Annotated in this window: 23 protein-coding genes; 13 read left to right on the plus strand and 10 right to left on the minus strand. The window is 46.1% G+C overall.

Annotated elements, in window-relative coordinates:
- Positions 1-107: 107 nt before the first annotated feature.
- Genes ACEW9J_RS03255 through pilM form a run of 3 tightly spaced genes read right to left on the minus strand, consistent with a single transcriptional unit; the run spans position 108 to position 2993 of the window.
- Entirely contained in the window at positions 108-878 is a 771-nt protein-coding gene (locus ACEW9J_RS03255) for a pilus assembly protein (protein ID WP_373543707.1), read from the minus strand.
- Positions 875-1873 carry a hypothetical protein gene (locus ACEW9J_RS03260; RefSeq protein WP_373543708.1) on the minus strand — a complete coding sequence of 333 codons (999 nt, stop codon included), beginning with the start codon at positions 1871-1873 and terminating at the stop codon, positions 875-877. The genes ACEW9J_RS03255 and ACEW9J_RS03260 overlap by 4 nt, the downstream gene beginning before the upstream one ends.
- Positions 1874-1877: 4 nt before the next feature.
- Positions 1878-2993 (minus strand): type IV pilus assembly protein PilM, encoded by a 1116-nt coding sequence (gene pilM, locus ACEW9J_RS03265; protein ID WP_373543709.1) that lies wholly within the window; start codon positions 2991-2993, stop codon positions 1878-1880.
- Positions 2994-3611: 618 nt separating this feature from the next.
- On the opposite strand from pilM, the gene ACEW9J_RS03270 reads away from it, so the two are divergent.
- The 3 genes from ACEW9J_RS03270 to ACEW9J_RS03280 all read left to right on the plus strand — a co-directional run bounded on the left by ACEW9J_RS03270 (position 3612) and on the right by ACEW9J_RS03280 (position 7709).
- Positions 3612-3818: a hypothetical protein gene (locus ACEW9J_RS03270; protein ID WP_373543710.1), complete on the plus strand. Its 207-nt coding sequence runs from the start codon at positions 3612-3614 to the stop codon at positions 3816-3818.
- A gap of 357 nt (positions 3819-4175) precedes the next feature.
- Positions 4176-7190: a phosphoenolpyruvate carboxylase gene (gene ppc / locus ACEW9J_RS03275; RefSeq protein WP_373543711.1), complete on the plus strand. Its 3015-nt coding sequence runs from the start codon at positions 4176-4178 to the stop codon at positions 7188-7190.
- 291 nt (positions 7191-7481) lie between these two features.
- Positions 7482-7709 (plus strand): hypothetical protein, encoded by a 228-nt coding sequence (locus tag ACEW9J_RS03280; RefSeq protein WP_373543712.1) that lies wholly within the window; start codon positions 7482-7484, stop codon positions 7707-7709.
- Here ACEW9J_RS03280 and ACEW9J_RS03285 read toward each other — a convergent pair.
- The 3 genes from ACEW9J_RS03285 to ACEW9J_RS03295 form a co-directional block, all read right to left on the minus strand.
- Positions 7706-9619 (minus strand): chloride channel protein, encoded by a 1914-nt coding sequence (locus ACEW9J_RS03285; RefSeq protein ID WP_373543713.1) that lies wholly within the window; start codon positions 9617-9619, stop codon positions 7706-7708. The genes ACEW9J_RS03280 and ACEW9J_RS03285 overlap by 4 nt on opposite strands.
- A gap of 128 nt (positions 9620-9747) precedes the next feature.
- Complete coding sequence (locus ACEW9J_RS03290; RefSeq protein ID WP_373543714.1) at positions 9748-11160, minus strand: 1-acyl-sn-glycerol-3-phosphate acyltransferase; 1413 nt, start codon at positions 11158-11160, stop codon at positions 9748-9750.
- A gap of 503 nt (positions 11161-11663) precedes the next feature.
- Complete coding sequence (locus ACEW9J_RS03295) at positions 11664-12815, minus strand: FtsW/RodA/SpoVE family cell cycle protein (RefSeq protein ID WP_373543715.1); 1152 nt, start codon at positions 12813-12815, stop codon at positions 11664-11666.
- 164 nt (positions 12816-12979) lie between these two features.
- On the opposite strand from ACEW9J_RS03295, the gene ACEW9J_RS03300 reads away from it, so the two are divergent.
- Together ACEW9J_RS03300 and ACEW9J_RS03305 are read left to right on the plus strand one after the other, a co-directional pair.
- Positions 12980-13102 (plus strand): hypothetical protein, encoded by a 123-nt coding sequence (locus ACEW9J_RS03300; RefSeq protein WP_373543716.1) that lies wholly within the window; start codon positions 12980-12982, stop codon positions 13100-13102.
- 189 nt (positions 13103-13291) lie between these two features.
- Positions 13292-15067, plus strand: coding sequence for an ABC transporter substrate-binding protein (locus ACEW9J_RS03305; RefSeq protein ID WP_373543743.1), 1776 nt, complete (start codon positions 13292-13294; stop codon positions 15065-15067).
- Between the two features lie 249 nt (positions 15068-15316).
- Here the strand turns inward: ACEW9J_RS03305 and ACEW9J_RS03310 are convergent, their stop codons facing one another.
- Positions 15317-15727 carry a hypothetical protein gene (locus tag ACEW9J_RS03310; protein WP_373543717.1) on the minus strand — a complete coding sequence of 137 codons (411 nt, stop codon included), beginning with the start codon at positions 15725-15727 and terminating at the stop codon, positions 15317-15319.
- 119 nt (positions 15728-15846) lie between these two features.
- On the opposite strand from ACEW9J_RS03310, the gene ACEW9J_RS03315 reads away from it, so the two are divergent.
- Complete coding sequence (locus tag ACEW9J_RS03315) at positions 15847-16719, plus strand: 6-carboxytetrahydropterin synthase (RefSeq protein ID WP_373543718.1); 873 nt, start codon at positions 15847-15849, stop codon at positions 16717-16719.
- Positions 16720-17075: 356 nt separating this feature from the next.
- Positions 17076-17522: a CAAD domain-containing protein gene (locus ACEW9J_RS03320; protein ID WP_373543719.1), complete on the plus strand. Its 447-nt coding sequence runs from the start codon at positions 17076-17078 to the stop codon at positions 17520-17522.
- Between the two features lie 412 nt (positions 17523-17934).
- Here the strand turns inward: ACEW9J_RS03320 and ACEW9J_RS03325 are convergent, their stop codons facing one another.
- Together ACEW9J_RS03325 and argB are read right to left on the minus strand one after the other, a co-directional pair.
- Entirely contained in the window at positions 17935-18444 is a 510-nt protein-coding gene (locus ACEW9J_RS03325; protein WP_373543720.1) for a hypothetical protein, read from the minus strand.
- A 75-nt stretch (positions 18445-18519) separates the two neighbouring features.
- Positions 18520-19392, minus strand: a complete 873-nt coding sequence (gene argB, locus ACEW9J_RS03330) for an acetylglutamate kinase (protein WP_373543721.1) — start codon at positions 19390-19392, stop codon at positions 18520-18522.
- Positions 19393-19614: 222 nt separating this feature from the next.
- Between argB and ACEW9J_RS03335 the strand changes: the two genes are divergently transcribed.
- From ACEW9J_RS03335 to leuB, 4 genes are all read left to right on the plus strand, one after another.
- Entirely contained in the window at positions 19615-20184 is a 570-nt protein-coding gene (locus ACEW9J_RS03335; RefSeq protein ID WP_373543744.1) for a Uma2 family endonuclease, read from the plus strand.
- 64 nt (positions 20185-20248) lie between these two features.
- The gene (locus ACEW9J_RS03340) at positions 20249-20527 is read left to right on the plus strand and encodes a type II toxin-antitoxin system ParD family antitoxin (protein ID WP_373543722.1); all 279 of its coding nucleotides are present in this window, start codon (positions 20249-20251) and stop codon (positions 20525-20527) included.
- The gene (locus ACEW9J_RS03345; RefSeq protein ID WP_373543723.1) at positions 20524-20712 is read left to right on the plus strand and encodes a type II toxin-antitoxin system RelE/ParE family toxin; all 189 of its coding nucleotides are present in this window, start codon (positions 20524-20526) and stop codon (positions 20710-20712) included. The genes ACEW9J_RS03340 and ACEW9J_RS03345 overlap by 4 nt, the downstream gene beginning before the upstream one ends.
- A gap of 336 nt (positions 20713-21048) precedes the next feature.
- Positions 21049-22137, plus strand: coding sequence for a 3-isopropylmalate dehydrogenase (leuB, locus tag ACEW9J_RS03350; protein ID WP_373543724.1), 1089 nt, complete (start codon positions 21049-21051; stop codon positions 22135-22137).
- Here the strand turns inward: leuB and ACEW9J_RS03355 are convergent.
- Positions 22134-22256, minus strand: a complete 123-nt coding sequence (locus tag ACEW9J_RS03355) for a hypothetical protein (protein ID WP_373543725.1) — start codon at positions 22254-22256, stop codon at positions 22134-22136. The two genes, leuB and ACEW9J_RS03355, sit on opposite strands and share 4 nt — an antisense overlap.
- A gap of 122 nt (positions 22257-22378) precedes the next feature.
- Between ACEW9J_RS03355 and ACEW9J_RS03360 the strand changes: the two genes are divergently transcribed.
- Complete coding sequence (locus ACEW9J_RS03360; RefSeq protein WP_373543726.1) at positions 22379-22648, plus strand: hypothetical protein; 270 nt, start codon at positions 22379-22381, stop codon at positions 22646-22648.
- A gap of 161 nt (positions 22649-22809) precedes the next feature.
- Positions 22810-23736 (plus strand): A24 family peptidase, encoded by a 927-nt coding sequence (locus tag ACEW9J_RS03365; protein ID WP_373543727.1) that lies wholly within the window; start codon positions 22810-22812, stop codon positions 23734-23736.
- Positions 23737-23783: the final 47 nt, after the last annotated feature.

The raw sequence follows: 23783 nt of genomic DNA on the forward strand, positions 1-23783 counted from the left end.
CCAGGAAAATGTGTACGGGGTTATTGCTAGTTACGAACGATCGGTTGTTTAGATAAAAGATTCTCAGTTTGCCTACTTTGACTATTAAGCATGTACTCCTGAATCGATTATTTTTTAACTGGTACCACTGGTGTTGCAGCAATTTGTTCTGCTGATGTGAGCGGAATCAATGCTTGAATTTTAAATGAGGTTCTGATGGTAGCTTCTGGTTGGGAAACGAGTCTTCCTTGAGCATCTACTAATATTTTCAGATCTTTTTTATCAACTTCCGCCTTGAAATCTTTGACAAGGAGTAATTGATCCAATCTTTCGATCGTGCGTAAGATCGATTGAACTTGTTCAAAGTTGCCTTTGACTTCGATCTGCACGCCTTTACGTTTGATTTTATTATTTAGGGCGGCACCTAGCGAACTATCGCTAACCACAGCCGCACCACTGCTACCCGTACCAGGCACAGGTAAATCTGGTCTAAATGTTTGTAATTCTCCTTGACGGATGTTGACTAATTTATTCAGATCTAGTAATAGTGTATCTAGCTTTTTATCACTAGCAAATAGCCCGATTACTACCTCTTTTTGGGCATTGGCGCGATCGAGGCTTTGTTCGGCGATCGCAATTTTTGTGGCATTATCTTTACGTTGCTGGATCTGGTCTTGGGTTTGAGCTAGTTTAGCTTCCAATTCCTGATTTTTAGTCAGTTGTGGTTGCAAATAGCTCATGAAAATGTATCCAGAAATTCCAACACCAACGGCAGCTATACATAAACCACTCACGATCGGGCTAAATGTAATCCCAAAAACTGATGGATAGACCGGAGGTGCTAAAAAAGATGTATTGCTAACCAAATCGCTTTCGATTAAATCGCTACTATATGTCATGGTTTAATCACCTGCTGTTGTTGAAGACTTCTGAGTCGAGTTACCAAACCGACAGCTCCTTTGCGCTCCAATTCCCGGATCAGATCTACCGCAGGGATGCGCTTGAGTGAAGTTTGAATTCTATATTCAACTACCTTTGGCAGCTCTAATTGGCGTGGTTTGTCGGCAGTAGTTGTAGTGGCTGGTGCGGATTTATCTACACTAGTTTCGATCTGGTTGAGATTGGCTCCAGCAATTAACCCAGCAGTGAGTAACTGAGTCTCATCAGGGTTGAAAAACGCTGATTGTTTGAGGGTCAAGATGAAGTTGTTGACTTCATCAAAAGTTTTGGCTGTCCCCGCGATCTCTAGCTTGGTAGTTGGTACGTCCGCAGGAAGGGTTGCTACAGTGGCACTAGCACCAGGAATTGGGGGCGTAGGGGTACCTGTAGCAGATACTGTGGCGACAGGAGTGGGAGTGGGCGTAGCTCCAGGCTTGGGACTAGCTTCAGGATTGGGCGGAGTAGAAATTTTGTTAACTAGACCACCAGTAGGTGCTGTGGCGGTCGCAGGGACAGCAATTGGAGCGGTGGCTTTGACCTCACTTTGGCTGACACTAGCAATCTGAACGCCTTGAGGAATGCTCTCCCGCAAGTCCTGCAAGACAGCCGACCAGGGTTGCACCTGATTGAACACACTCGCTAAAGATTGTGTTTCGTCATTGATTTGGGCGAGCTGTCCATTCAGTTGCTGAAGGCGGGCATCTTGAACTTTGAGACTACCGAGCTTTTGGTCCAAGTCTTTCTGTTTGGCTTCGAGTCGCTCGGTTTGCTGATTCAAGAGCAGCCAGCCGCTACCACTAGCAATCAGAGCTACAACCGCTGCTCCCATCCCGACAAACAGCGGAATTTTGCCATATTTGGCACTGGGTGTCATCCCCGTGTTGTCGATGAACTCGCTCTGCGAACCTGTCTGTTCGACCCGTTCGCGCAGTAAATTGATATCTAGACTATACATATTTTTAGATCTCGCGCATTCCTAATCCCAGTACTACTCCTAGTCCAGGGCGTTGACCGATGGGAATATCCATTTCTGGCTCCAAACCCAATCCACCAATCGGATCGACTTGGGTTGTCGGAATACTCAATCGCTGGGTGAAGAAAAGGTCGAGTTGTCCCAATCCACCACCTGGACCAGCGAGTAGTAGTTGTTCGAGTTTGAGCTGTTGACCGTTGTGACTCATATAAAACTCGATGCTGCGGCGGACTTCATCAGCTAATTCGGCAAGGATTCGCATCATGGCTGCCATCCCAGGGTTGATGTTGGTCATTGCTTGGCTATGGTTGTCCATACTAGTGACTGGGAGATCGGGGATGGTGATATCTTGGAGGATGTCTGAATTTCTAGTCAAAGGCAGATTCATCGCACTACTGAGGGCTTCTTGCAGTTGATAAGTCCCAATCGGTACCGTGCGGTTGAATTGAGGAATACCATTGACGACGATCGCAATTTCGGTGCAGTCAAATTCAATATCGATCAAAACTACTGCTTCTTGCGGTGCAAATTGGCGCAGTTGTTCTTTAATGGTTCTGAGTACTGCAAAGCTGCTGATCTCTAGGACTTTCACTTGCAATCCCGCATATTGGAACGTCTCGATATAACTATCGGTGACTTCCTTGCGAGTGGCTGCTAGCATCACTTGCACCTTATCTAGCCCGTCTTCATCTGTCACCAAGTCGAGTTTTTGATAGTCGAGATCGACTTCATCACGAGGGTATGGTAGATATAGTGCTGCTTCTTGATTGAGAATCAGATCTCGCACTTCTCTATCGCTCAGTTCGGCGGGTAGGGGAATTAATCTAATTACTGCTTCCCGCATGGGCACTGAGGTGGCAACGTGGGTCGCTTTAATTTTGTTGTCGGCGAGGGTCGTCCGAATCAAATCTCCTAGCTCTTGAGGATTGACAATTCGCCCCTCCTCAAAAATTCCTTCGGGAACTTCAGCAGAACATAGATGTTTGAGTGTCAGAGCTGGACCTTTTTTTTGGAGCTGGGCAATGTTGATCCGTTCGGACCCAAGTTCGATTGCCACTCCACTACCTCGGCGAGGAAATAGATTCTTTAATCGATTAAGCATATAAATTTTTTACTCATAGCCTGGAATATGCCACTAAGAAAAGGCAGCACAGACGGGGGATCGTTGATTTTGGAGCAAAGATTAGCAAGTTCCTAGAAGACCGTTTTAGTACTCCTCGATCGATCTCGATCCGAATTATTTAAAGATTTGATTACTCTCCTACTTAAATTACCCGCAAGTACCTATCACAATTAACATTGCTGATAGTTTTTTTTGATTCGGTCGATCGAAGCGGCTATTTTTGTCTCTCCAGGCACATCTCGATGAGGATCTAGCGATCCTCTTCGAGCATCACTCCGCCAGAGTCCCTACAGGGCAGGCATGAAGCGGCGTTTTTATTCTGGGGGAACCCCAGCATAAAAAAACGACAAGACAGCACTGCCCCTACAGATCTTTGTTAGCAGGAACTCAAATAGGATTTCTATAGGCGGACTTTGCATCACTAGCAGCGGTTTCAACCGCTGACTAGCTGTCGATTTCTTTACTGTGTCGATCGCGACAACCACAGACTTCTCAACTCGATTATGATAGAAAAGACCATCGGCTATGTATCTAAAGCCTCTACACAGAGTACGAGATCTCTAAAATCAACCCATTCAAACATTCGAGCTTACTAATATGTCAGCAGCATCACCCTCACATACTCATCTCGTGCCGTCCTCTTTACTGGTTAGTCTCGCCGCCACACCTTGCTTGGTCGCGATCGTGGCGATCCAGTCGGCGGGTGAATTGCTCGAACAGTTGGGCGTAATGAGCGAAGAGATCTTTCGCGGCGATCGATTACCAGTGCTACACTTGCCGCTCGATATTACGATCGATACCTAAAAAATGGTCGTCACTCACTTGGGTTGCATTACATCGTGGGTGGACAAAGCAAAGCACAAATCTTTGGTATAATAGTATCGGTTTCTAGTCTAAATCGCGATCGAATGTAGATAGTTTGTGTCGATCGAAAACGGTAGCCAGAAGGTTCTTGTTGCTGGTAAAGGTCTTACTCCCTTCCCACCCAAGCAATAAATATCCACCATCTACCGTCCACCCTAAATGTCTAACTTGTCACAGGTTCGGGAATAGTTAGTAAAGCCACCTAAGTAAACAAGTTTAATCTAGAGGATCGTCTTTGCCACATTGCCAGCGTCGCCTTAGATCGTTCGTTCCATCCATACTGCGAGTAATTGTCATATGCACCCGCTAACTCACGTTTCAGAAGAATTGATGGTTTTAACTCCCGCAAATTTACGACTAAACCATCGACTCAAGGTAATTGAAGACCTGTGGGAACGCGTGCTGCGAGATGCTTGCGGACAAGATTTGGTCAATCTCCTCAACCAACTCCGAGAGATGTGTTCGTCCGACGGTAGCGCGGCGGAACCGCTATCACAAGAAGTACATCATCTGATCGAACAGCTCGATCTCAAGGATGCAATTCGTGCCGCCAGAGCATTTGCACTGTATTTTCAGTTAATTAATATCGTCGAACAACACTACGAGCAGTGCGAACAAAAGCTAGCTCTCAAGTTATCCCAGCATTCAGCACCGAGCTTCCCGAATTTAGATAGCCACCTGTCCGAAAATCTTGCACCACTCGGTGCGGGGCTACTCGAAAAAAATTGGCAAGCTTCCACGCCACCCCAAAAAGATCGCGGCACATTTGTCGCTTTATTTCCGATGCTCAAGTCAGCGGGAGTCCCGCCGCAGCAAGTACAGAGACTATTTGATGAGTTGGATATCGGTTTAGTATTTACGGCTCATCCGACCGAAATCGTCCGGCATACGATTCGCGATAAACAACGCCGCGTCGCGAAAATTCTCGAAAAACTCGATCGCGCCGAGGAGGACATGACGCGCCTAGGCATTCAATCTTCGTGGGAAGTAACCGAATTAGAGGATCAGCTATTAGAAGAGATTCTATTGTGGTGGCGGACGGATGAGTTACATCAATTCAAACCAACTGTGCTGGATGAGGTAGACTACACTCTCCACTACTTTGAGGAAGTTTTATTCGATGCAATTCCCCAACTGTCGCAGCGATTGAATCTAGCACTCAAACAATCTTTCCCCCATCTCAATCCACCCAGTAATCGATTCTGTCGGTTTGGCTCGTGGGTAGGATCGGATCGGGATGGCAATCCCTCAGTTACGCCCAAAATTACTTGGCAAACTGCTTGCTATCAGCGGGGCATCGTCCTCAAAAAATATATCAAATCGGCGCGGGAGTTAACTAATTCTCTGAGTCTGTCGCTACATTGGAGTAATGTTTTACCCGCTTTACTAGAATCGCTAGAACAGGATAAGGCACATTTTCCCGAAATCTATGATGAGTTGGCGATTCGTTATCGTCAAGAACCTTATCGGCTCAAGCTTACCTATATTATCAAACGACTGTCCAATACACTCGATCGATCTGGTCAAGTAGCGGATTGGGATAGTCTCGAATTACCCAAGACCGAACTCAACCCCAATACCTGCTATCATTCTGGGGCAGATTTCCTCAAAGAGTTGGGGTTGATTCGATTGAGTTTGCAGCAAACTGGACTAACTTGCCAAGCATTAGAAACCCTAATTTGTCAGGTAGAAATCTATGGGTTTAATCTCGCCCAACTAGATATCCGCCAAGAGAGCAGTCGCCATGCAGATACGATCGCGGAGATCGCTGATTATCTTCAGGTATTGCCCCGATCCTATCACGACCTCTCGGAAGCCGATCGCGTCGCATGGTTGGCACTCGAACTCCAAACTCGTCGCCCTCTAATTCCTGGCGAACTCCCCTTTTCCCCCAAAACCGTCGAAACTGTCGAAACCTTTCGGATGCTGCGCCGACTCCATCAGGAGTTTGGCCCCGAAATCTGCCAGACTTACATCATCAGCATGAATCGGGATGTCAGTGACATTCTCGAAGTCATGCTCCTGGCTAAAGAAGCGGGTTTATACGATCCAGCGACTGGGATTACCAGTCTACAAGTAGTCCCATTATTTGAAACCGTCGGAGATCTCAAACAAGCACCGTTGGTAATGCAATCTCTATTTGAGTTGCCGTTGTATCGAGCAGCTCTCACCGGAGGATATCAACCAACTCCAGACACAGCTATACCTGGATTAGTCCCAGATCTCCAAGAAGTGATGCTGGGCTACTCTGATAGTAATAAAGATGCTGGCTTTCTCAGTAGTAATTGGGAAATCCACAAAGCCCAAAAATCTCTCCAATCGATCGCCGAGAAATTCGCCGTTAAGCTGCGGATTTTTCATGGGCGAGGGGGAAGTGTCGGCAGAGGCGGCGGGCCATCCCATGAGGCGATTTTAGCCCAGCCAGGGCAGAGTATTAATGGGCGGATCAAGATTACCGAACAGGGTGAAGTCCTCGCGTCCAAGTACTCTTTACCCGAACTCGCGCTTTACAATCTCGAACAGGTAGCTAGTGCGGTAATTAAGACGAGCCTCATGTCTGGCGGGATCGATGATATCGAACCTTGGAACGAGGTAATGGAAGATCTCGCAGATCGATCGCGTCGTCACTATCGCGCACTGGTGTACGATTGTCCCGATCTAGTCAACTTCTTTCACCAAGTTACCCCGATCGACGAAATCAGTCATCTCCAAATTAGCTCTCGTCCCGCTCGTCGCGGTGGCAAACGCGATCTAGACAGCCTCCGCGCTATTCCCTGGGTGTTTAGTTGGACGCAGAGTCGTTTCTTACTGCCATCCTGGTATGGTGTCGGTGCTGCACTTGAGGAATTTGTGGCTGAGGCTCCAACCGAAAACTTTGAACTGCTCCAAGGCTTCTACCGCAAATGGCCATTCTTTCGGATGGCGATTTCCAAAGTGGAAATGACGCTCTCCAAAGTCGATCTCCAAATTGCCCGTCACTATATGGAAGAATTATCCAAACCAGAGGATCGAGCGCAGTTTGAGATCCTGTTCGACCGCATTACACACGAATATCGTCTGATTAGCGATCTGGTGTTGCGAATATCTGGACACGAGCGATTTTTGGATGACAATCCCGAACTTCAGCGATCGATTCAATTGCGGAATGGTAGTATCGTGCCACTAGGATTTCTGCAAGTCTCACTGCTCAAGCGTCTACGCCAACATGGTGGCGCGGGGATGATCTACTCTCGCTACAGCAAGAAGGAACTTCTCGATGGCGCACTATTAACCATCAACGGCATCGCCGCCGGAATGCGGAACACGGGTTAGGGTTTGTGGATAGTCGATCGTTAATCTGTAGTCCTTTACCCCACCCCAACCCTCCCCTTATAAAGGGGAGGGAAGCTCAAGTCTCTACTTTTATAGAACCTATTTGAGATCTTTTTAGAAGGAATCGATCGATAAATAGAGTATCAAATACTGGTGCGTTACGGCAGCAGCCTAACACACCCTACATCAACTACCGATTAGCTTCCCACAAGAAGATCTCAAATGAGTTCTACAAGGGGAGTAAATCAACCTAAAACCTAAAACCTAAAACCTAAAACCTAAAACCTAATTATGTGGCGTGTGAAGATCGATTGTTCTGCTGAAGACTGGGGCATTAATAGTAAAATTTTTAAAGATATGGCAGCAAAATATCCAGGGACATTGCTGTCATCCAAAAAAATGTATGGTGACGATCGACGGATCATGGAATATCAGATTGAAGATGTCAGTGATGCTGACGAATTTACTGAAGAATGTTTGACAATCCCTGGCTTTACAGCAATGTTTGAATCGCTCTAGCGAGTAGTCGTTTCGGTGAGCTTTTCTGCTAGAACATCGTCGCTGGGAGTGAGTGCCAATGGCAATATCTCATATCTGCTCAAAGCTTGGCGGGTAGAGGCAATACTACAAGCCAGAGCGATCCGATCCTGTTGGAGAATTCCCACGACTAGATGCGGCTGGGACTTATCGATCGCGGGTAATTGGTGCAATCCTCTGGCATTCATCCGATCGATCGCCTCAATAATCGGTTCGTCGATATCGGCATAAAAAAGATATTTAGTGCAGATACTCCCCAGATTGGCGGTGAATAATTGACTCGGTTGTGGTGAAGCTTCGGCTTGGGAAATTGCTCGACTCAAATCGTGGAGAGTGATAATCCCCACCAACTCCTCGCGATCGTCGATGACTAACGCGCAATGACAATTGCTCTGAGTCAATTTTAACCCAGCAGTGAGAATATCCAGTCGATCGGATAACCGGAGATAGTGAGTATCCATCACGTCTCGTACCTGTAAATTTTGGAGGATGTCTAAATATCGATCTGGTTGAACGCTCAGAGCTAATTTGTCTAATTTATCAGGGGATTTTGATTTGGGGTTCATCCGTTCGATCGCCCAAATACTCAACCCAACACAAGCCATCACTGGGAGCACGATCCGGTAGTCGCGAGTCAGCTCAAACATCAGTAGGATCGCCGTCAGCGGTGCTCTAGCACTACTAGCGAGTACCGCAGCCATTCCGACCATTGCATAGGCTGGAGGGGCAGCAATAAGACCGCTGAGGCTGGGGAATAACAACACTAGAGATTTGCCATAGATCGCCCCGATCGTCGCGCCCAAAAACATCGAGGGCGCAAATAAACCTCCGACTAAACCACTGCCCAAACTGATCGCCGTCATCAGTAGTTTGATGACCAAGATCGAGACGAGTAAAACAACGGAAAACTGGACGTCTTGCAACATTGCCTCGATCGTTTCATAACCAATTCCCGTTACCTGTGGAAATTTCAAAGCCACAATCCCGACGATCGCTCCACCAATTGCTGGAGTCAAGCACCGAGGAATTTTTCCCAACCACGACAAGTAGCTGACATCACCCTGGAAGGCTTCCCGCGCGAAGTCTACAGTTTGGGTATACGCAAAAGCAACAACACTCGCCAACCCACCCAATAGTAAGTACAGGGGTAGCTCTAATAAACTCTTGACTTCATATACGGGTAAAGCAAATGCAGGTCGAGCACCCAGCCCGATTTGAGCGACTAATGAGGCAACTACGGCAGCCAAGACGACGACGCTCACTGATGAAGTCGCAAATGTGGTGCCCAAGACCAACTCTAAAGCAAAAAACACGCCCGCGATCGGGGCATTAAATCCCGCAGCAATCCCCGCCGCTGCACCTGCGCCCAGTAACAGTCGTTGCCGTTCCTGGGAGGCATTTAGCGTCTGTCCCAAAAACATCCCCAGGTTTGCGCCAATTTCTACACTTGGCCCCTCTGGGCCTAATGATGCACCAGTACCCAGCGATACTGACGCCGCCACCATCTTGACCAATCCCCGCCAAGGTGCAACTTTTTGACCCGATTGGGTCGCCGCAATCATCGAGTTCATATTGGCACCAAAATCTCGCCAGTACCACCGCATCGCGCCGACGACAATGCCGCCGAGGATGGGTACTATTGCAACTAGCCAAGTCCCTTGCTGAGGTATTAGTACCTTGAGCCGATCGACGATCAGCGTATGAGAACAACTATGAGATAGGTCGATCAGATAGTGAAACAAAACTACCCCCAATCCGGCTGTGCCGCCAATGAGCACCGATAGTAGCATGACTACTAGACCAGGAGAGGGATCGAGCTGATTGATCTTGTCGGTCAGCCGTGAGAGTAATGGTGCCATTGGAGACACTGAAGATGGCGGAATTACGGTCATGGATAACGCCAGAAATATGAGAAGGTATTAAATTTTGTTAATTAAATTGTAATGTTTATTGAGGTCGATTGGGGATCGATCCGTGCTTCTATCTAACAACTATCGAGCCGATCTCCGTCCAATTTTGGCTACCAGCCACGATCGAGTGTACCTTCCATAGATGTTTGTAATTCTAAGGTGAGATCGATCGTTGCCTGTCTAGCTTGGCGACTACCACTCTTGTACCGATCCCAATAATCGGACAGCGGGATTGGATTACAAATAGACATTTGTACCCGTCGATGACCGAGCTGCGGACGTTTGGTAGACTTTTCACCTTTAATCTGAGCGACTAAATCCCACAGCAGAAGGGTAATTTCGCTAAATCGATCGATCGTCGGTCGATCTTTGACATAAGAGCCAGTCACGGCGATGAAGCTTTCGACGATTCGCATATGCCACATTCGCAGATCGGCTTCCGTGGCAATGCGATCGGCTAATTTGCGACTGACTATAGACATATTTGGATTGGTTAATTCATCCACATAGATCCAGTTCCACCCAGCTTGTTCGATCCGCCGACAGCGATCGATCTTGGTGCCTCTGGGTTGTAGATTGAAATAACTTTCAGATACTTGCAAGGCAAAATCTAATAAATACTGGAGCCGTTGCGATATTTCAGTTCGAGAAATAGTTTGTTCGATCGGGGGACGTTCGGGAATTTGGTATTGATAGAATTGAGCATAAAAGTTCTCGATCTGATAGAGCAAATGCTGACTCAGCCGATAAAATCTGTCGTAGAGTAATTTCTGGAGCGGTCGCTCATCACCTTGGCTCATAGCCACCCGTGAGTCGTGGCGATCGACTACCAAGCCACAGTCTAGTTCTAACTGATGAATCGTCTGTTCTAGCTTCACCCACGGCTCATCTACATAGTAATATTGAATGCCGATCGGAATAATTAAAACGTCTTCCTCTCTCCCCGCACTAACTAGATCCTCCATCGCCCAAAATCCAATTTTGGCAGTCCCTAATTCTAGCGGGCTGACAAGTTCGCTATGCCCATTATTCGCTGCTTCTGGAGCGATCGCTAAGGGCATAGTACCATTGACCAACAAGTCCCGTGCCGTCCTCAATCCCGGACTATCGCTCCGACCCCGATGAATGGGGATACCGCCCAATCTCGGACACAACCAACTGACGAGCTTCCCCGCCCCCAGTGGCACCCCGCGATCGTAAACAAAGTGAGCAAATATCGGCGATTTCAGTGAGATTCGATGCTTTCTGGCAGCAGCAGGTAGGAGCTTACTCAACAGATATCCCATGCAAAAAGAGTCATCGCTACTCGGATGACGAAAGGCGATGATTAACCGCAACTTACCCATCTGCGACTGTTTGTAGACTTCCACCAATCGATCGATATCCGTGACATCGATTTTTGTGATGTGCAGTTTGTAACTCAACCAGTAAGGTAATACCCAAGTGACTAGCTGCAATACCCACACCTTAAATTTAGGTGGTCGGAATGCTAGCTGTGGTTGCGCTTTGGTAATTTGGGTCATGGAAAAAATTTTCTCTAACCCAGTAGAGGATACCGCGAATCGTGAAATTAATCACCGTCTAAATGACTGATTTCGAGGGAGTTACCCCCTTCTTAATAGCAGGGCTGATCCATCCACCAGAGAAAAACCGCTCTAACCCTTTTCTGTCGTTAAGTCTCGATCGAATGTAGATGGAAGTTAAACGAAACAATTGGGTTTTAGCATTATTCTTTTTCCAATAGATCAGCCCTGCTTCTTAATAGGCTTTAGGTTTTAGGCTTTAGCGGATGCGCGCTCCGTCTGTGCCTACGGCAGGCTTACGCCAACGACACGTCTCGATTCGCTCGTCTACGGGTTCCCCGATGATTTAGCGACCCAAATCGCGCTGAGGTTCCCTCAGCGCGAATTGGGTCAAGACAGCGCACAACACTAAAAGAGATGATGTTTTTACTTTCACAGGAGGTCTATTCAAGAAATAGACCTCACCATCCACCATCCACCATCCACCATTCACCATTCACCACTCACCGTCTCATCTGAATTACTTTTGCGGCGGCGGACTCTCTAGCGACTCGAATCACGAGTGCTGATTGAATCAATGACGCCACCATCGAGCTACCGCCATAGCTAAACATCGGGAGTGGTAAACCAGTCGTCGGCAATGTCCCCGCAGCCACACCGATATTAAACAATGATTGCACCACAATAAACGTTGTAGCTCCGACTGCAACTAGACGATGCACCGGATCTTGGCTACGATTGGCAATTGATAAGCCTAGAGTAGCATAGCTCATCACCACGATCAGGAGTAGCACACCACCGACTAGCCCAAACTCTTCACCAAATACCGAGAAAATAAAATCTGTATCCTGAATTGGTAAATAGTCTAACTTTTGCTGAGACAAGCCAAATCCATTCCCCCACAAGCCGCCAGATCCGATCGCTAGTAAACTTTGTACCAATTGAAAACCATCACCGCGTTCATCTTGCCAAGGATTGAGAAAAGAGAGCATTCGCGATCGCTGGTAGGAGTGGAGCATCAGACTCATTCCCGCCACCATTCCCCCACCAATCGCCGTTCCCGCTAGATATCGCAACGGTAATCCAGCCGCAAAAGCGATCGACCATAAACCGATACCGCACAAGGATGTGGTACTCAGATTCGGTTGTTTCAAAATTGCTAGTAACACGATCGCAAATATCCCTAACCATGTCGCTCTTGCGGCGAGCGGATGCTGCTCCCATCGTCCAAACAGTTTCGCTCCTTGCAAGACTAAAAAGGGTTTGATCAGTTCTGATGGTTGCAGTTGAATCGGCCCGATCGCAATCCAGCGAGTTGCGCCCATCGTATTTTGACCCATTCCGGTCAGTACAGTCAACAATAGCAACACTAAAATTCCCAATAAAATCCATTGGGCAACTTTTAGCAGGTTGCGGAGTGGTGAATGGACGATCGCGTTAAATATAACTAGACTAATCAGAATCGCAAAAATTTGGCGATTAAAATAAAATAAGCCATCTTTTTTTTCGACCTCGCCATGATAGTAGGAAGCTGAAAATAAGACAAACATCCCGATCGCCAACCAGAGAAAAGTCAACCACCGCATCAATCTTGCCGTTAACGACCAGTCTTTTACTGTTGGGTCAAAAAATGGAATTAAAAGGCGCAAGTTCACAATATTGGGAAATAGGGGGTAGGTTGTCAGCGGCTGTTTGATATCTCAGTCAGAGGAATTGATGACTCGATCTCAATTTAGATCGTATCTGTCACCGATCGCCTAGTGGAGATACTCCGCGAACGAAAACTTCTACTATTTAACCACAACACCCATCCGAAATTATGAGACGATCTCTCATTCGGAAGGCTCCTTCAGTGGCGCATGTTATTTTATACATTCCCGCAGCGGCTCCGATTGGCTCTGGTACGGCAACGCCAAACGCTCGAAGTCCCACTCAGTTATAGTTTGTGGATCTGTGCAAATAGCGATCCTAAATGAGCATCCTAACCCCTAGAGGGCGGGCATGAAGCACCGCCCATACAGGTTAACGTTCTACAATCAACTCAAATAGGATTGCTAGATGGGAGGAGCATGGATGCAATTTGGTCTACTATTTAGATCGTTACTGCTTGGCAAGTTACCCGATTTTAATGATGCTAAAAAATATACTTACTAGATGGCAGCGTCGATCGATAGTTGCGCTCGTCCTCGTCCTCGCGCTCGGAATTAGCAGTTGTCAACAAATGATTAGTTCATCCTCAGCCCAAACTAAGAATCAATTAGTCTCTACAATTCTCAGCGATCCCAAAACCTTTAATCCGGCATTAAGTAATGAATCGCCCAACATTTTTGGCTATGTGGGCGAAGGCTTAATTACTGAAAACGGCAAGGGTGAAATTCAACCAGCATTAGCCGAATCATGGATAGCATCACCCGATCGTAAAAGTATCATTTTTACGCTCAGACAAAATCTCAAATGGTCGGATGGTGCGCCATTGACTGTCGATGATGTGGCTTTCACTTTTAATGAAGTTTATTTTAACGAACAGATTCCTACTGACACGCGAGACATTCTCAAAATTGGCAAGGCGCGGAAATTACCAACAGTCAAAAAAATAGATAGTAATCGGATCGAATTTACTACACCCGAACCATTTGCCCCCTTTCTCCGAACATTGGGAATTAGTATCCTACCCGCTCACAAATTACGTCCGACAATCGCTCAAACAGATGCCAAAGGTAAACCTTTATTTTTGAGTACTTGGGGGATTAATACCAAACCTGCTGATTTAGTTTCTAATGGGATATTTACGCTAGATTCGTACACGCCTGGAGAAAGATTAGTTTTTAAAAAGAATCCCTACTACTGGCGCAAAGATACTCAAGGAAAGCAACAACCCTATATCGATCGATCGATCTGGCAGATTGTGGAGTCTACAGATACCGCACTGGTACAGTTTCGATCGGGAGGATTGGATTCTTATGGTGTTTCACCTGATTTCTTTTCATTGCTCAAAAAGGAAGAAAAAAAAGGTGATTACAAAATTTATAACGGTGGGCCATCAGCAGGAACTACCTTTATGTCTTTCAATCTCAACCAAGGCGAAAGAGATGGCAAGCCATTAGTAGATCCGATTAAATCGCGCTGGTTTAATAATGTTAAATTTCGTCAAGCGATCGCTTATGGCATCAATCGCCAACGGATGATAAATAATATCTATCGTGGTTTGGGTGCGCCTCAAGATTCACCAATTTCTGTCCCTAGTCCCTATTATTTCTCACGCGCACAGGGATTGCCTGGATATGACTACAATCCTCAAAAAGCCAAGTCCCTATTTACTGCGGCTGGGTTCAAATACAACGACCAAAATAAGCTAGTTGACGATCGAGATAATCCCGTACGGTTTACTTTGATTACCAATTCTGGCAACAAAATTCGCGAAGCATTAGGTACTCAGATCAAACAAGATTTAGCTCTAATTGGCATCGAAGTAGACTTTACACCAATTGCTTTCAGTCTATTGATCGATCGCATTGATAATTCGCTCCAGTGGGATGGCTTACTAATTGGATTTACAGGTGGAGCTGAACCGAATGATGGTGCCAATTTCTGGTCTGTAGATGGGGGTTCTCATGTATTTAACCTCAAGCCTCAAGCCGGAAAACCACCGATTACCGATCGTCAAGTTGCCGACTGGGAGAAAAAGATTGACGATCTTTATATTCAAGCGGCACAAGAGTTGAATGATGACAAACGCCGCGAAATATACATCGAGAGTCAGAAAATCACTCAAGAAAATTTACCATGTATTTACTTAGTTAATGCCCTCTCACTCTCAGCTATCAAAAATCGAGTTAAGGGGATTGACTATTCACCCATTAGTGGCCCATTTTGGAATCTTCATGAATTGACTATTAGTGCAGAATAACCGATTGATAGTAATCATGTTGTACCCATAGCAGTCCTATGTGATTTGTAATAATATCGTAGGGTGTGTTATCGCGAAGCGTAACGCACCTGGGGAATGGATCACTCGAATAAGTCTCATGAATCATTGAGGATCTTATATAGGATACCGATACTGGTGCGTTACGGCTGAAGCCTAACACACCCTACATCAAGATAGCTTTTCATTTACGATCGCTATAATAAGTTGGATCGTCTAGTTAGATTCGATTTACGTAGAGATCGCCTGCTGTAAAAATCCAGCCCATTCAGCCGCCATCGGAATTTCAGTGAAAGGGATGTTAATATCATCCTCATCGCTAAAATGAAACCGAAGATTAATTTTCTTGCCCTTATTAGGTAGATTATTTAGATCGATCGAGTTATTATCGACAACTAGTTGAATCTGTTTGACTCGATCGAGATTAAATGTTTGGAGATCTTTAGGCTCGGCTTTAGTTGGCTTACCCCAACTAATCTCTCGATCCTTGAGTCCCATCACGGCATAGATATCATACTTACATCGATCGAATCCTACCGCCCAGCGTTTGTAAGCTTCAATCTTCTGGTATTCATTAGAACCCGCTCTCGCCAACCAGATAAATGCTCCAAGCAACGGGAGCCACATTAAACCGCGTTCCATAATATTAGAGGGTAGAGGGTAGGGAGAGGGTAGAGGGTAGAGAGTGGCGATCGAAATTAGCCGTGCTGAACGTATTCTAAACACAGTATCCTAGTACATATAACGTTATGTAAATTTTCATGAAATGTATTATCAACCGTCGCGCTCAGTTTTCCGCTAGCCATCGATATTGGTTGCCAGAACTCAGCGCAGCGGAGAACCAAGCACAATTTGGCTTGTGTGCACAGCCATACGGACACGGACACAACTACGTTTTGTACATATCTCTCTATGGTGATATCGATGACTATGGGATGGTACTAAACCTCTCAGATGTCAAGCACGTCATCAAAAAAGAAGTCACTGGACAACTAGACTACAGTTTTCTCAACGATGTGTGGACAGAATTTCAGACAACTCTCCCCACCACCGAAAATATTGCTAGGGTAATTTGGCAGAAATTAGCTCCCCATCTGCCGCTCATCCGCATTCAGTTATTTGAACATCCCGAACTCTTCGCAGAATATACAGGTAAAGATATGCAAGCCTCACTTACCATCGGTACTCACTTTAGCGCGGCTCACCGTCTAGCTCTAGATAGTCTCACCCTCGAACAAAACAGCGAGATCTACGGCAAATGTGCGCGGGTAAATGGACACGGACATAACTACCATCTCGAAGTAACCGTCACAGGGGAAATTGACAAACGGACTGGAATGATTGTCGATTTAGTCAAATTACACGAATTAGTGGACAAATATGCCGTCGAACCCCTAGATCACACCTTCTTAAATAAAGACATCGCTCACTTCGCCAAAGTAGTTCCCACGGCTGAAAATATCGCTGTCTATATCGGATATCTCATCGAGCAACCAATTCAAGAACTTGGCGCACAGTTGCACAAAGTGAAACTAGTCGAGAGTCCAAATAACTCTTGTGAGTTACTTTGGAGTCAAGATTTTAGCACTATGGCAGCTCGTCAATTAGCCACAGTTGCTCTAGCTAGCGTCTAAATTAGGGCGACAGTAAGTTTTTTTGAACTAATCAAACTCTACTCCCTACCCTCTACCCTCTACCCTCTCCTCTGCGACTTTCCTGGGAGATCTATTGTAGAGATCGGTCGATCGGTCGAGCGGAGATGGGAGCGCAGTCGTTTATAATTTGGCAATACAAACAATAGACTAGCCGCACCAGCTTGCAAAAAACAGGATCGGCAGCATAGCTAGTAGATAGATTTCGGGTCTTACACTATCATCCTTTAGCCGCAACTGATAAAATCGGCAAGAGTAATTGTGTTGAATGCTATTTTGAATCTACGTCGATTACTATCTACTAGCCTTGTCAATTTTGAAATCAGGATTAATAAATTATGAGCGATACACCAGAATCCACTCAAACTGTAGAAACTACCACCATTGATATTCCAGCCAATCCCTTAGGATTAAATGCAAATGGAGGATCTATTACTCAGGTTTCGCCAGAAACCTATACAGCTAATTTACCAGACGGCGTAAAGCAAGCACTGGACATCCTGGCTGAATTTCCGGCTTATCTGGGTCAAACTTACGCCAATAACAAGCGGGCTGTAACCATTGTTGGACTGATCTTTGGCATCATTGTTGGAGTCAAGCTGACTCTGGCAATCCTATCGGCTGTTAATGAAATTCCTCTGCTCGCACCTACTTTTGAACTAGTCGGAATTGGATATGCTAGCTGGTTTGTATATCGTTATCTCCTCCAAGCTTCTACTCGGAAGGAACTAACTGATGAAATTGATAGTTTCAAAACCGAAATTTTTGGCAACAAAGACGCATAGCCTCAGCCGATAGTTAACTTCTTGTCTAAATTTAGAGACCACCGATCGATCGGTGGTATTTTCTTAGATAACGTGAGTTCGGGTTAAGGATTTCCGCTTAATGACTCCTAGCTTCGTTTAGGCACCGCCCTCAAATGAATTAGTTGCTCAAAGCAAAAGTTCGTTGAAACGAACTTTCGCTTTTAGCCCGAACTTATAGTTCAGGGCGGTGCTTGAGCGGAGCAAATTAGTTTTCCTTATCCCGAACTCACGTTAGATATCCTAGATTGGACGCACAATAGACTTCCTGCGAAAGTCAGGGAATAGGGAATAGGGGATAGGGAATAGGGGGAACTTTAGACGAAAAAAATACTAAAAAAGATTGTATTGTTACTTTCGCAGGAGGTCTAATGGATGTCAGATGGATGAGTTATCATCTGGAGATCGCCCACAATCCGCACAGAGTAGCCATCGTCACCAGCAGCGCGATCGTGATAAAGTTATTATCCTGGGTATTGACTTGACTGAGATCTACAGGTACATATTTTTCATCGATCGATCTCGGTTGAGGCTGTGACGGTGCTGAGGTACTATTGACACCAAACTTATCATCTCCCCCTTCCAAATGAGATAAATCGGGAATCTGTGTCAGCCACTCCTCCCGCCGCGTCAACTCTGGAGCCTGCATGATATACAGCAACCTTTTGCTTGATTGGCGAGTCTCCAGATATGGATGATTGGAGAGTTTTTGACACAGAGCCTTTGCTTCGGGGATTTGCCCTGCGGCTTCAAACGCTGTCACCAACCACACCTGCACCTCGCCACCGATACGAGTATTGGGCTGTACTTGAGCTACAGCAGCTAATAAATAGCTCACTGATTGGCGGTATTCGCCCCGCTCAAAGGCAATTTGTCCAGATTGGTAATCAGTATCAAAAGTCACAGCAATAAATAAGTTATTTAATTCTCATTTCTAAGTACAAAACCCGCTCCCACCGCCATAGCCAAAAATGTCTTGCTACATCGCCGAAGAGACAATCATCGAACCAATACCAGTATCGGTGAAAATTTCCAGCAATAGCGAGTGCGGCAATCGTCCATCGATGATGTGAGCAGCTTTGACACCTTGAGCGAGACTACGAACGCAACAGGTAAGCTTGGGAATCATCCCCCCACTGACAGTACCATCATCAATCAGAGCGCGTGCGCCAGGAATATCCAATTGACGAATCAACGTATCTGGATTTCTAAAGTCTCGCATCAACCCTGGAGTATCAGTCATCAAGATCAGTTTTTCGGCTCCGAGTGCAGCCGCAATCTCGCCAGCAACCGTATCGGCATTAATATTATAAGCCTGTCCATTTTCATCTGCGGCGACACTCGATACCACGGGAATATATCCATTCTTGATTAGAGTATTGAGAATATTCACATTGACACTACTCACTTCACCCACAAACCCGATCCCTTCGCGACCGTCAGGACGTGCGACGATCAGATTACCATCTTTGCCACATAGTCCCACGGCATTACCACCCGATCGATCGATCAGCGACACGATCTCTTTATTCACTCGTCCGACTAATACCATCTCGACCACATCCATTGTGGCAGCATCAGTTACGCGCAAACCATCCTTAAATTGCGGTTCGATGCCGAGTTTTTCCAGCCAGCTATTGATTTCTGGGCCACCACCATGCACTAAAATCGGCCGAATCCCCACACAGGACATAAAAACTAAATCCCTAATTACGCCCTCTTTGAGGCTGCCATCTTTCATGGCAGCACCGCCATATTTGACCACTACGGTACGTCCGGTGAATTTTTGGATATATGGGAGGGCTTCGCTCAGTACCCGCACGCGGGTGGCATCTTCGTGGGAGTATGTCATTGATTAGACGGAGAGGATAGACTCATCGCTAGGATGATTATTGGCAATAGCCACGATTTTAGCAGTTTAGCTGGTGTCTGAAACGATCGACTTGTAGCGGAAGTCAAATGCCGATCGTGTTATCAGGAAATTTAGATGCTGACGATCGATCGAGTTCTCCACACGATGTTAATTTTGTCTGATGTTAGAATCCATAAATATACTCTTACCAGAGGTGTAGAGATGACAGTTGCGATCCAGGAAATGACTCTAGAGGAATTCCTTGCCTATGACGATGGCACGGATAAGTTATACGAACTGGAAAATGGAGAGCTAATTGAGATGCCATCTGAGAGCGATATCAACCAGCGAATTGCATCCTTTTTGTTTGCCTTCCTGCTCGGAGTGGGTGTTCCCAGCTATCGACTCAGAATTGGGATCGAAGTAGCTGTTAGTGGAGCGCGGGTATCAGTACGAATACCGGATTTGGTAGTATTGTCTGAGGAATTAGCAACGGCAATGGATGGAGCGACTAGATCGATCGTCTTAATGGATATGCCGCCACCATTATTAGTCGTGGAAGTTGTTAGCCCGAACCAGGAAAAACGAGATTATCGTTACAAGCGGAGTGAATACGCTGCTAGGGGGATTGCTGAATATTGGATTGTCGATCCAATCGAGCAAAAAGTGACCGTATTGGAATGGGTAGAGGGTTTGTATGAAGAGCAGGTATTTGTGGGAGATACTAAAATCGAGTCAAGCGTGTTAGAAAATCTAGATTTGAGAGCCGATCGAGTTTTACAGGGACGTTAATCGTGTCAGCTATAAATAAAAAATTTCAGGTTAAGATGTGGATGAGCGATCGATTAGTAGAAATATGAATATTACACTGACTCCCGAACAGTCTCGACTCATAGAGCAAAAACTCCAAAGCGGTCGCTATCAAAATATTGACGACTTATTAATCCAAGCGTTCCAGCTTCTCGATGACTGGGAGGAACATAGTTTGACAGAATCCCCTGATTGGGTTGCCGCTACTCGTACCAAAGTTGATGCGGCGATCGCATCCATAGCAGCTAATGGTGGTAATGATGGAGAAGCGGCGATCTCTCAGTTACTCGATCGATTCCGTCAAGCGCGTGAAGCATCGCAATGAGTCGGTACATCATCGCTGATGAAGCTATTCAAGACCTTCAGGACATCTCAGGCTACTTTTTGAAGAATAATCTAGAGGCTGGCGAACAATTTCTTCAGGCTTTTAATGCCAGATGTCGCCAACTTGTCAGTTTTCTTAACTTGGGGCGTAGTTATGCACATCTGCGCCCAGACTTACTCGGATGATCTTTGCGCGGTTTTATCATTTTATACAAGGTTAGTAATAGTGATGATGCGATCGAGATTGTAATTCTGCGAGTTGTTAATGGTAGAAGAGATCTCGAAAATATATTTGATGTTTGAAAATAAGGCTCGATCGAAATGGGATAGATTATTTTGGTATGTTATGGCTGGGGATGTTATCTCTCGAAGAGTTGGTTTGGATGGTAATATCTTGTTTTCCTAAGTATTTCCACAAATGAAGTGTAAATATCACAACAGAGTCATCACAAACACCATCGTCGATCTACTGTGTCCCGATCGGCAGTAGAATATCAAGTTATCGATCGCAAGGCAAGTACTATGACTCAAACTTATCGCATTACACTGTTACCTGGGGACGGCATCGGCCCAGAAATTATGGCGGTAGCTGTAGATGTGCTAGAGGTAGTAGCCAAACAAGAGGATCTAAATTTTGAATTTACGACAGCTTTAATTGGTGGTGCGGCGATCGATGCAACCGGAGCACCACTCCCAGCCGCAACTTTAGACACTTGCAAGCAAAGTGACGGGGTACTACTAGCCGCGATCGGTGGTTATCAGTGGGACAACTTGCCCCGCCATCTGCGTCCAGAGACGGGTTTACTTGGCTTGAGAGCGGGATTGGGTCTATTTGCTAATTTGCGACCTGCGGCAGTTTTACCCCAGCTCATCGACGCTTCTACCCTCAAACGGGAGGTAATCGAAGGGGTGGATATGATGGTGGTCAGAGAACTAACTGGTGGTGTCTATTTCGGCGAACCCAAGGGGATTTTTACGACCGAGACAGGGGAGCGACGGGGTGTAAATACGATGGCATATACAGAGAGCGAGATCGATCGAATTGCCAAAGTCGGCTTTGAAACTGCGCGAAAACGGACGAAAAAGCTGTGTTCGGTCGATAAGGCAAATGTATTGGAAGTCTCCCAATTATGGCGCGAGCGAGTCACCTTGATGGCAAAAGACTATCCCGATGTCGAACTTACCCACATGTATGTAGACAATGCTGCGATGCAGTTAGTGCGCGCCCCCAAACAGTTTGATACGATCGTCACTAGCAATTTATTTGGTGATATTCTCTCTGATGCCGCTGCCATGTTGACAGGTAGTATCGGGATGCTACCCTCGGCGAGTTTAGGCGCGACGGGTTTGGGTGTATTTGAGCCAGTTCACGGTTCGGCTCCAGATATTGCGGGACAAGACAAAGCCAATCCCCTAGCTCAAGTACTGAGTGCCGCCATGTTATTACGTTATGGATTGAACCAAGCGAGTGCCGCAGAGCGGATCGAACGATCGGTTTTAAAAGTTTTAGATTTGGGTTACAGAACTGGTGATATTATGTCAGCAGACATGACCGTAGTTGGCTGTCGTGAGATGGGTCGAGTCTTGGTTGCCGCTCTAGCACAAACTTAATCTGCGATCGCGATCGTCGCGGCATCAGGAAAGGCACCGCAGGGCAAGAGAAGCTGAGTTTCGATCGACCTCATGAAGTTACAGCGGTTTGCGGGTTGATGGGGTACATCGATCTTCAAAAGCCTGATTTGGGAAGAGGTACAGGATTTCAAGTGTCCCCTATGTTCCTGAGAACCGCTGTACGTCTAAAGTAACCCGATCTCTCTTAAAATATCCACATGTAATTTTAGGAGTAACTACGATGTTTAAGATTGAGCCGCTTAAAGCTAAAGCTACTTCAATGCCCCAGCCAGATACCTATGGATCGTTCGATCCAGCTCTCCTTAGGGCTGCCAAAGATATTTATAGTTTCTATTGTCAGATTAACCCCGATCGAGAACGACGGCGACAACCGATTGGGATTGCCATGAATCAGCTCGATTATCGGGGCAAATTAATCTTTAGTAGTTACCCAGTGCTGCTACCTGAAGAATGTTTTGTCTCCGTCACACAATTGGACGAGCTTAGTTAGATAGTTGATAGTTGACAGTTGCAAAGTCTGCACAGACAAACGTAAGGATTCCCCACGATTTCTGGATGACTTACGGCTGCTGATGGAGAATCATCGCGGAGACTGGGGAATCATAGATCTAGATTCTCTATTTCTGTAGCCGCTGGCGGATAATTATCGTAGTGAATATTTATGACACGATCGTTCAAGTAATCATATTCTGGTTAGGTGCCGCGATCGGTAGCTTCCTCAATGTCGTAGTTTACCGCGTTCCGGCTGGTCTATCGGTGATTTGGCCGCCATCCCGTTGCCCCAAATGCTTACACCAACTGGGCATGGGTGAAAATATCCCGATCTTGGGGTGGTTATTATTACGCGGAAAATGTCGTCACTGTCGCACCCCCATCTCACAGCGTTATCCCCTGATTGAAGCGATAACTGCGATAATTTTTGTAATTGTCTACAATCGGTTCGGGCTATCGATCCAGACTGTCGGCTACTCGCTGCTGATGTGTTGGCTACTGGCACTCACACTGATCGATCTCGATACGATGACTTTACCCAATTCACTTACCCAGTCTGGACTGGTATTAGGATTAACTTTTCAATTTGTTGCAGGTTATTTAGATCGCAACTATTCCATTGTGGGAAGCCGAGAGTATCTGATCCAAGGCATTTTGGGCATGGTGTTAGGAATTTGGATCTACGATACGATCTCGATCCTCGGCAGTATGATGATGGGTCAACTAGCCCAAGGTGGTGGTGATGCAAAATTAATGGCGATGGTGGGAGCTTGGAGTAGTTGGAAGGTGGTACTACTCTCAGGTGGATTAGCCTCTGCACTGGCGATCTTCGGATTTGTGGCTGTAGCTGGATATTCAACGATAGTTAGTGGTGGCAAAGCTGGAGCAAAAACGCTGATCCAACCACTACCATTAGGCCCATTTATCGCCCTTGGGGCAACGATTTCATTATTTGGTGGAGACTGGTTAATCGATACTTACCAACAGTTTGCGCGATCGCCCGATCGATATTTATTCGCGATTCCATTATTAATTATGCTGGTGACGCTCTTATTCTGGACGCGCAAAATGCGGTTGCGGAGTTAACAACTCCAATCAGAATCTTGACAGACCTTAATGTAACTACTAATATG

Origin of the sequence: Chamaesiphon sp., assembly GCF_041737865.1 — a bacterium.
Taxonomy (GTDB): domain Bacteria; phylum Cyanobacteriota; class Cyanobacteriia; order Cyanobacteriales; family Chamaesiphonaceae; genus Chamaesiphon.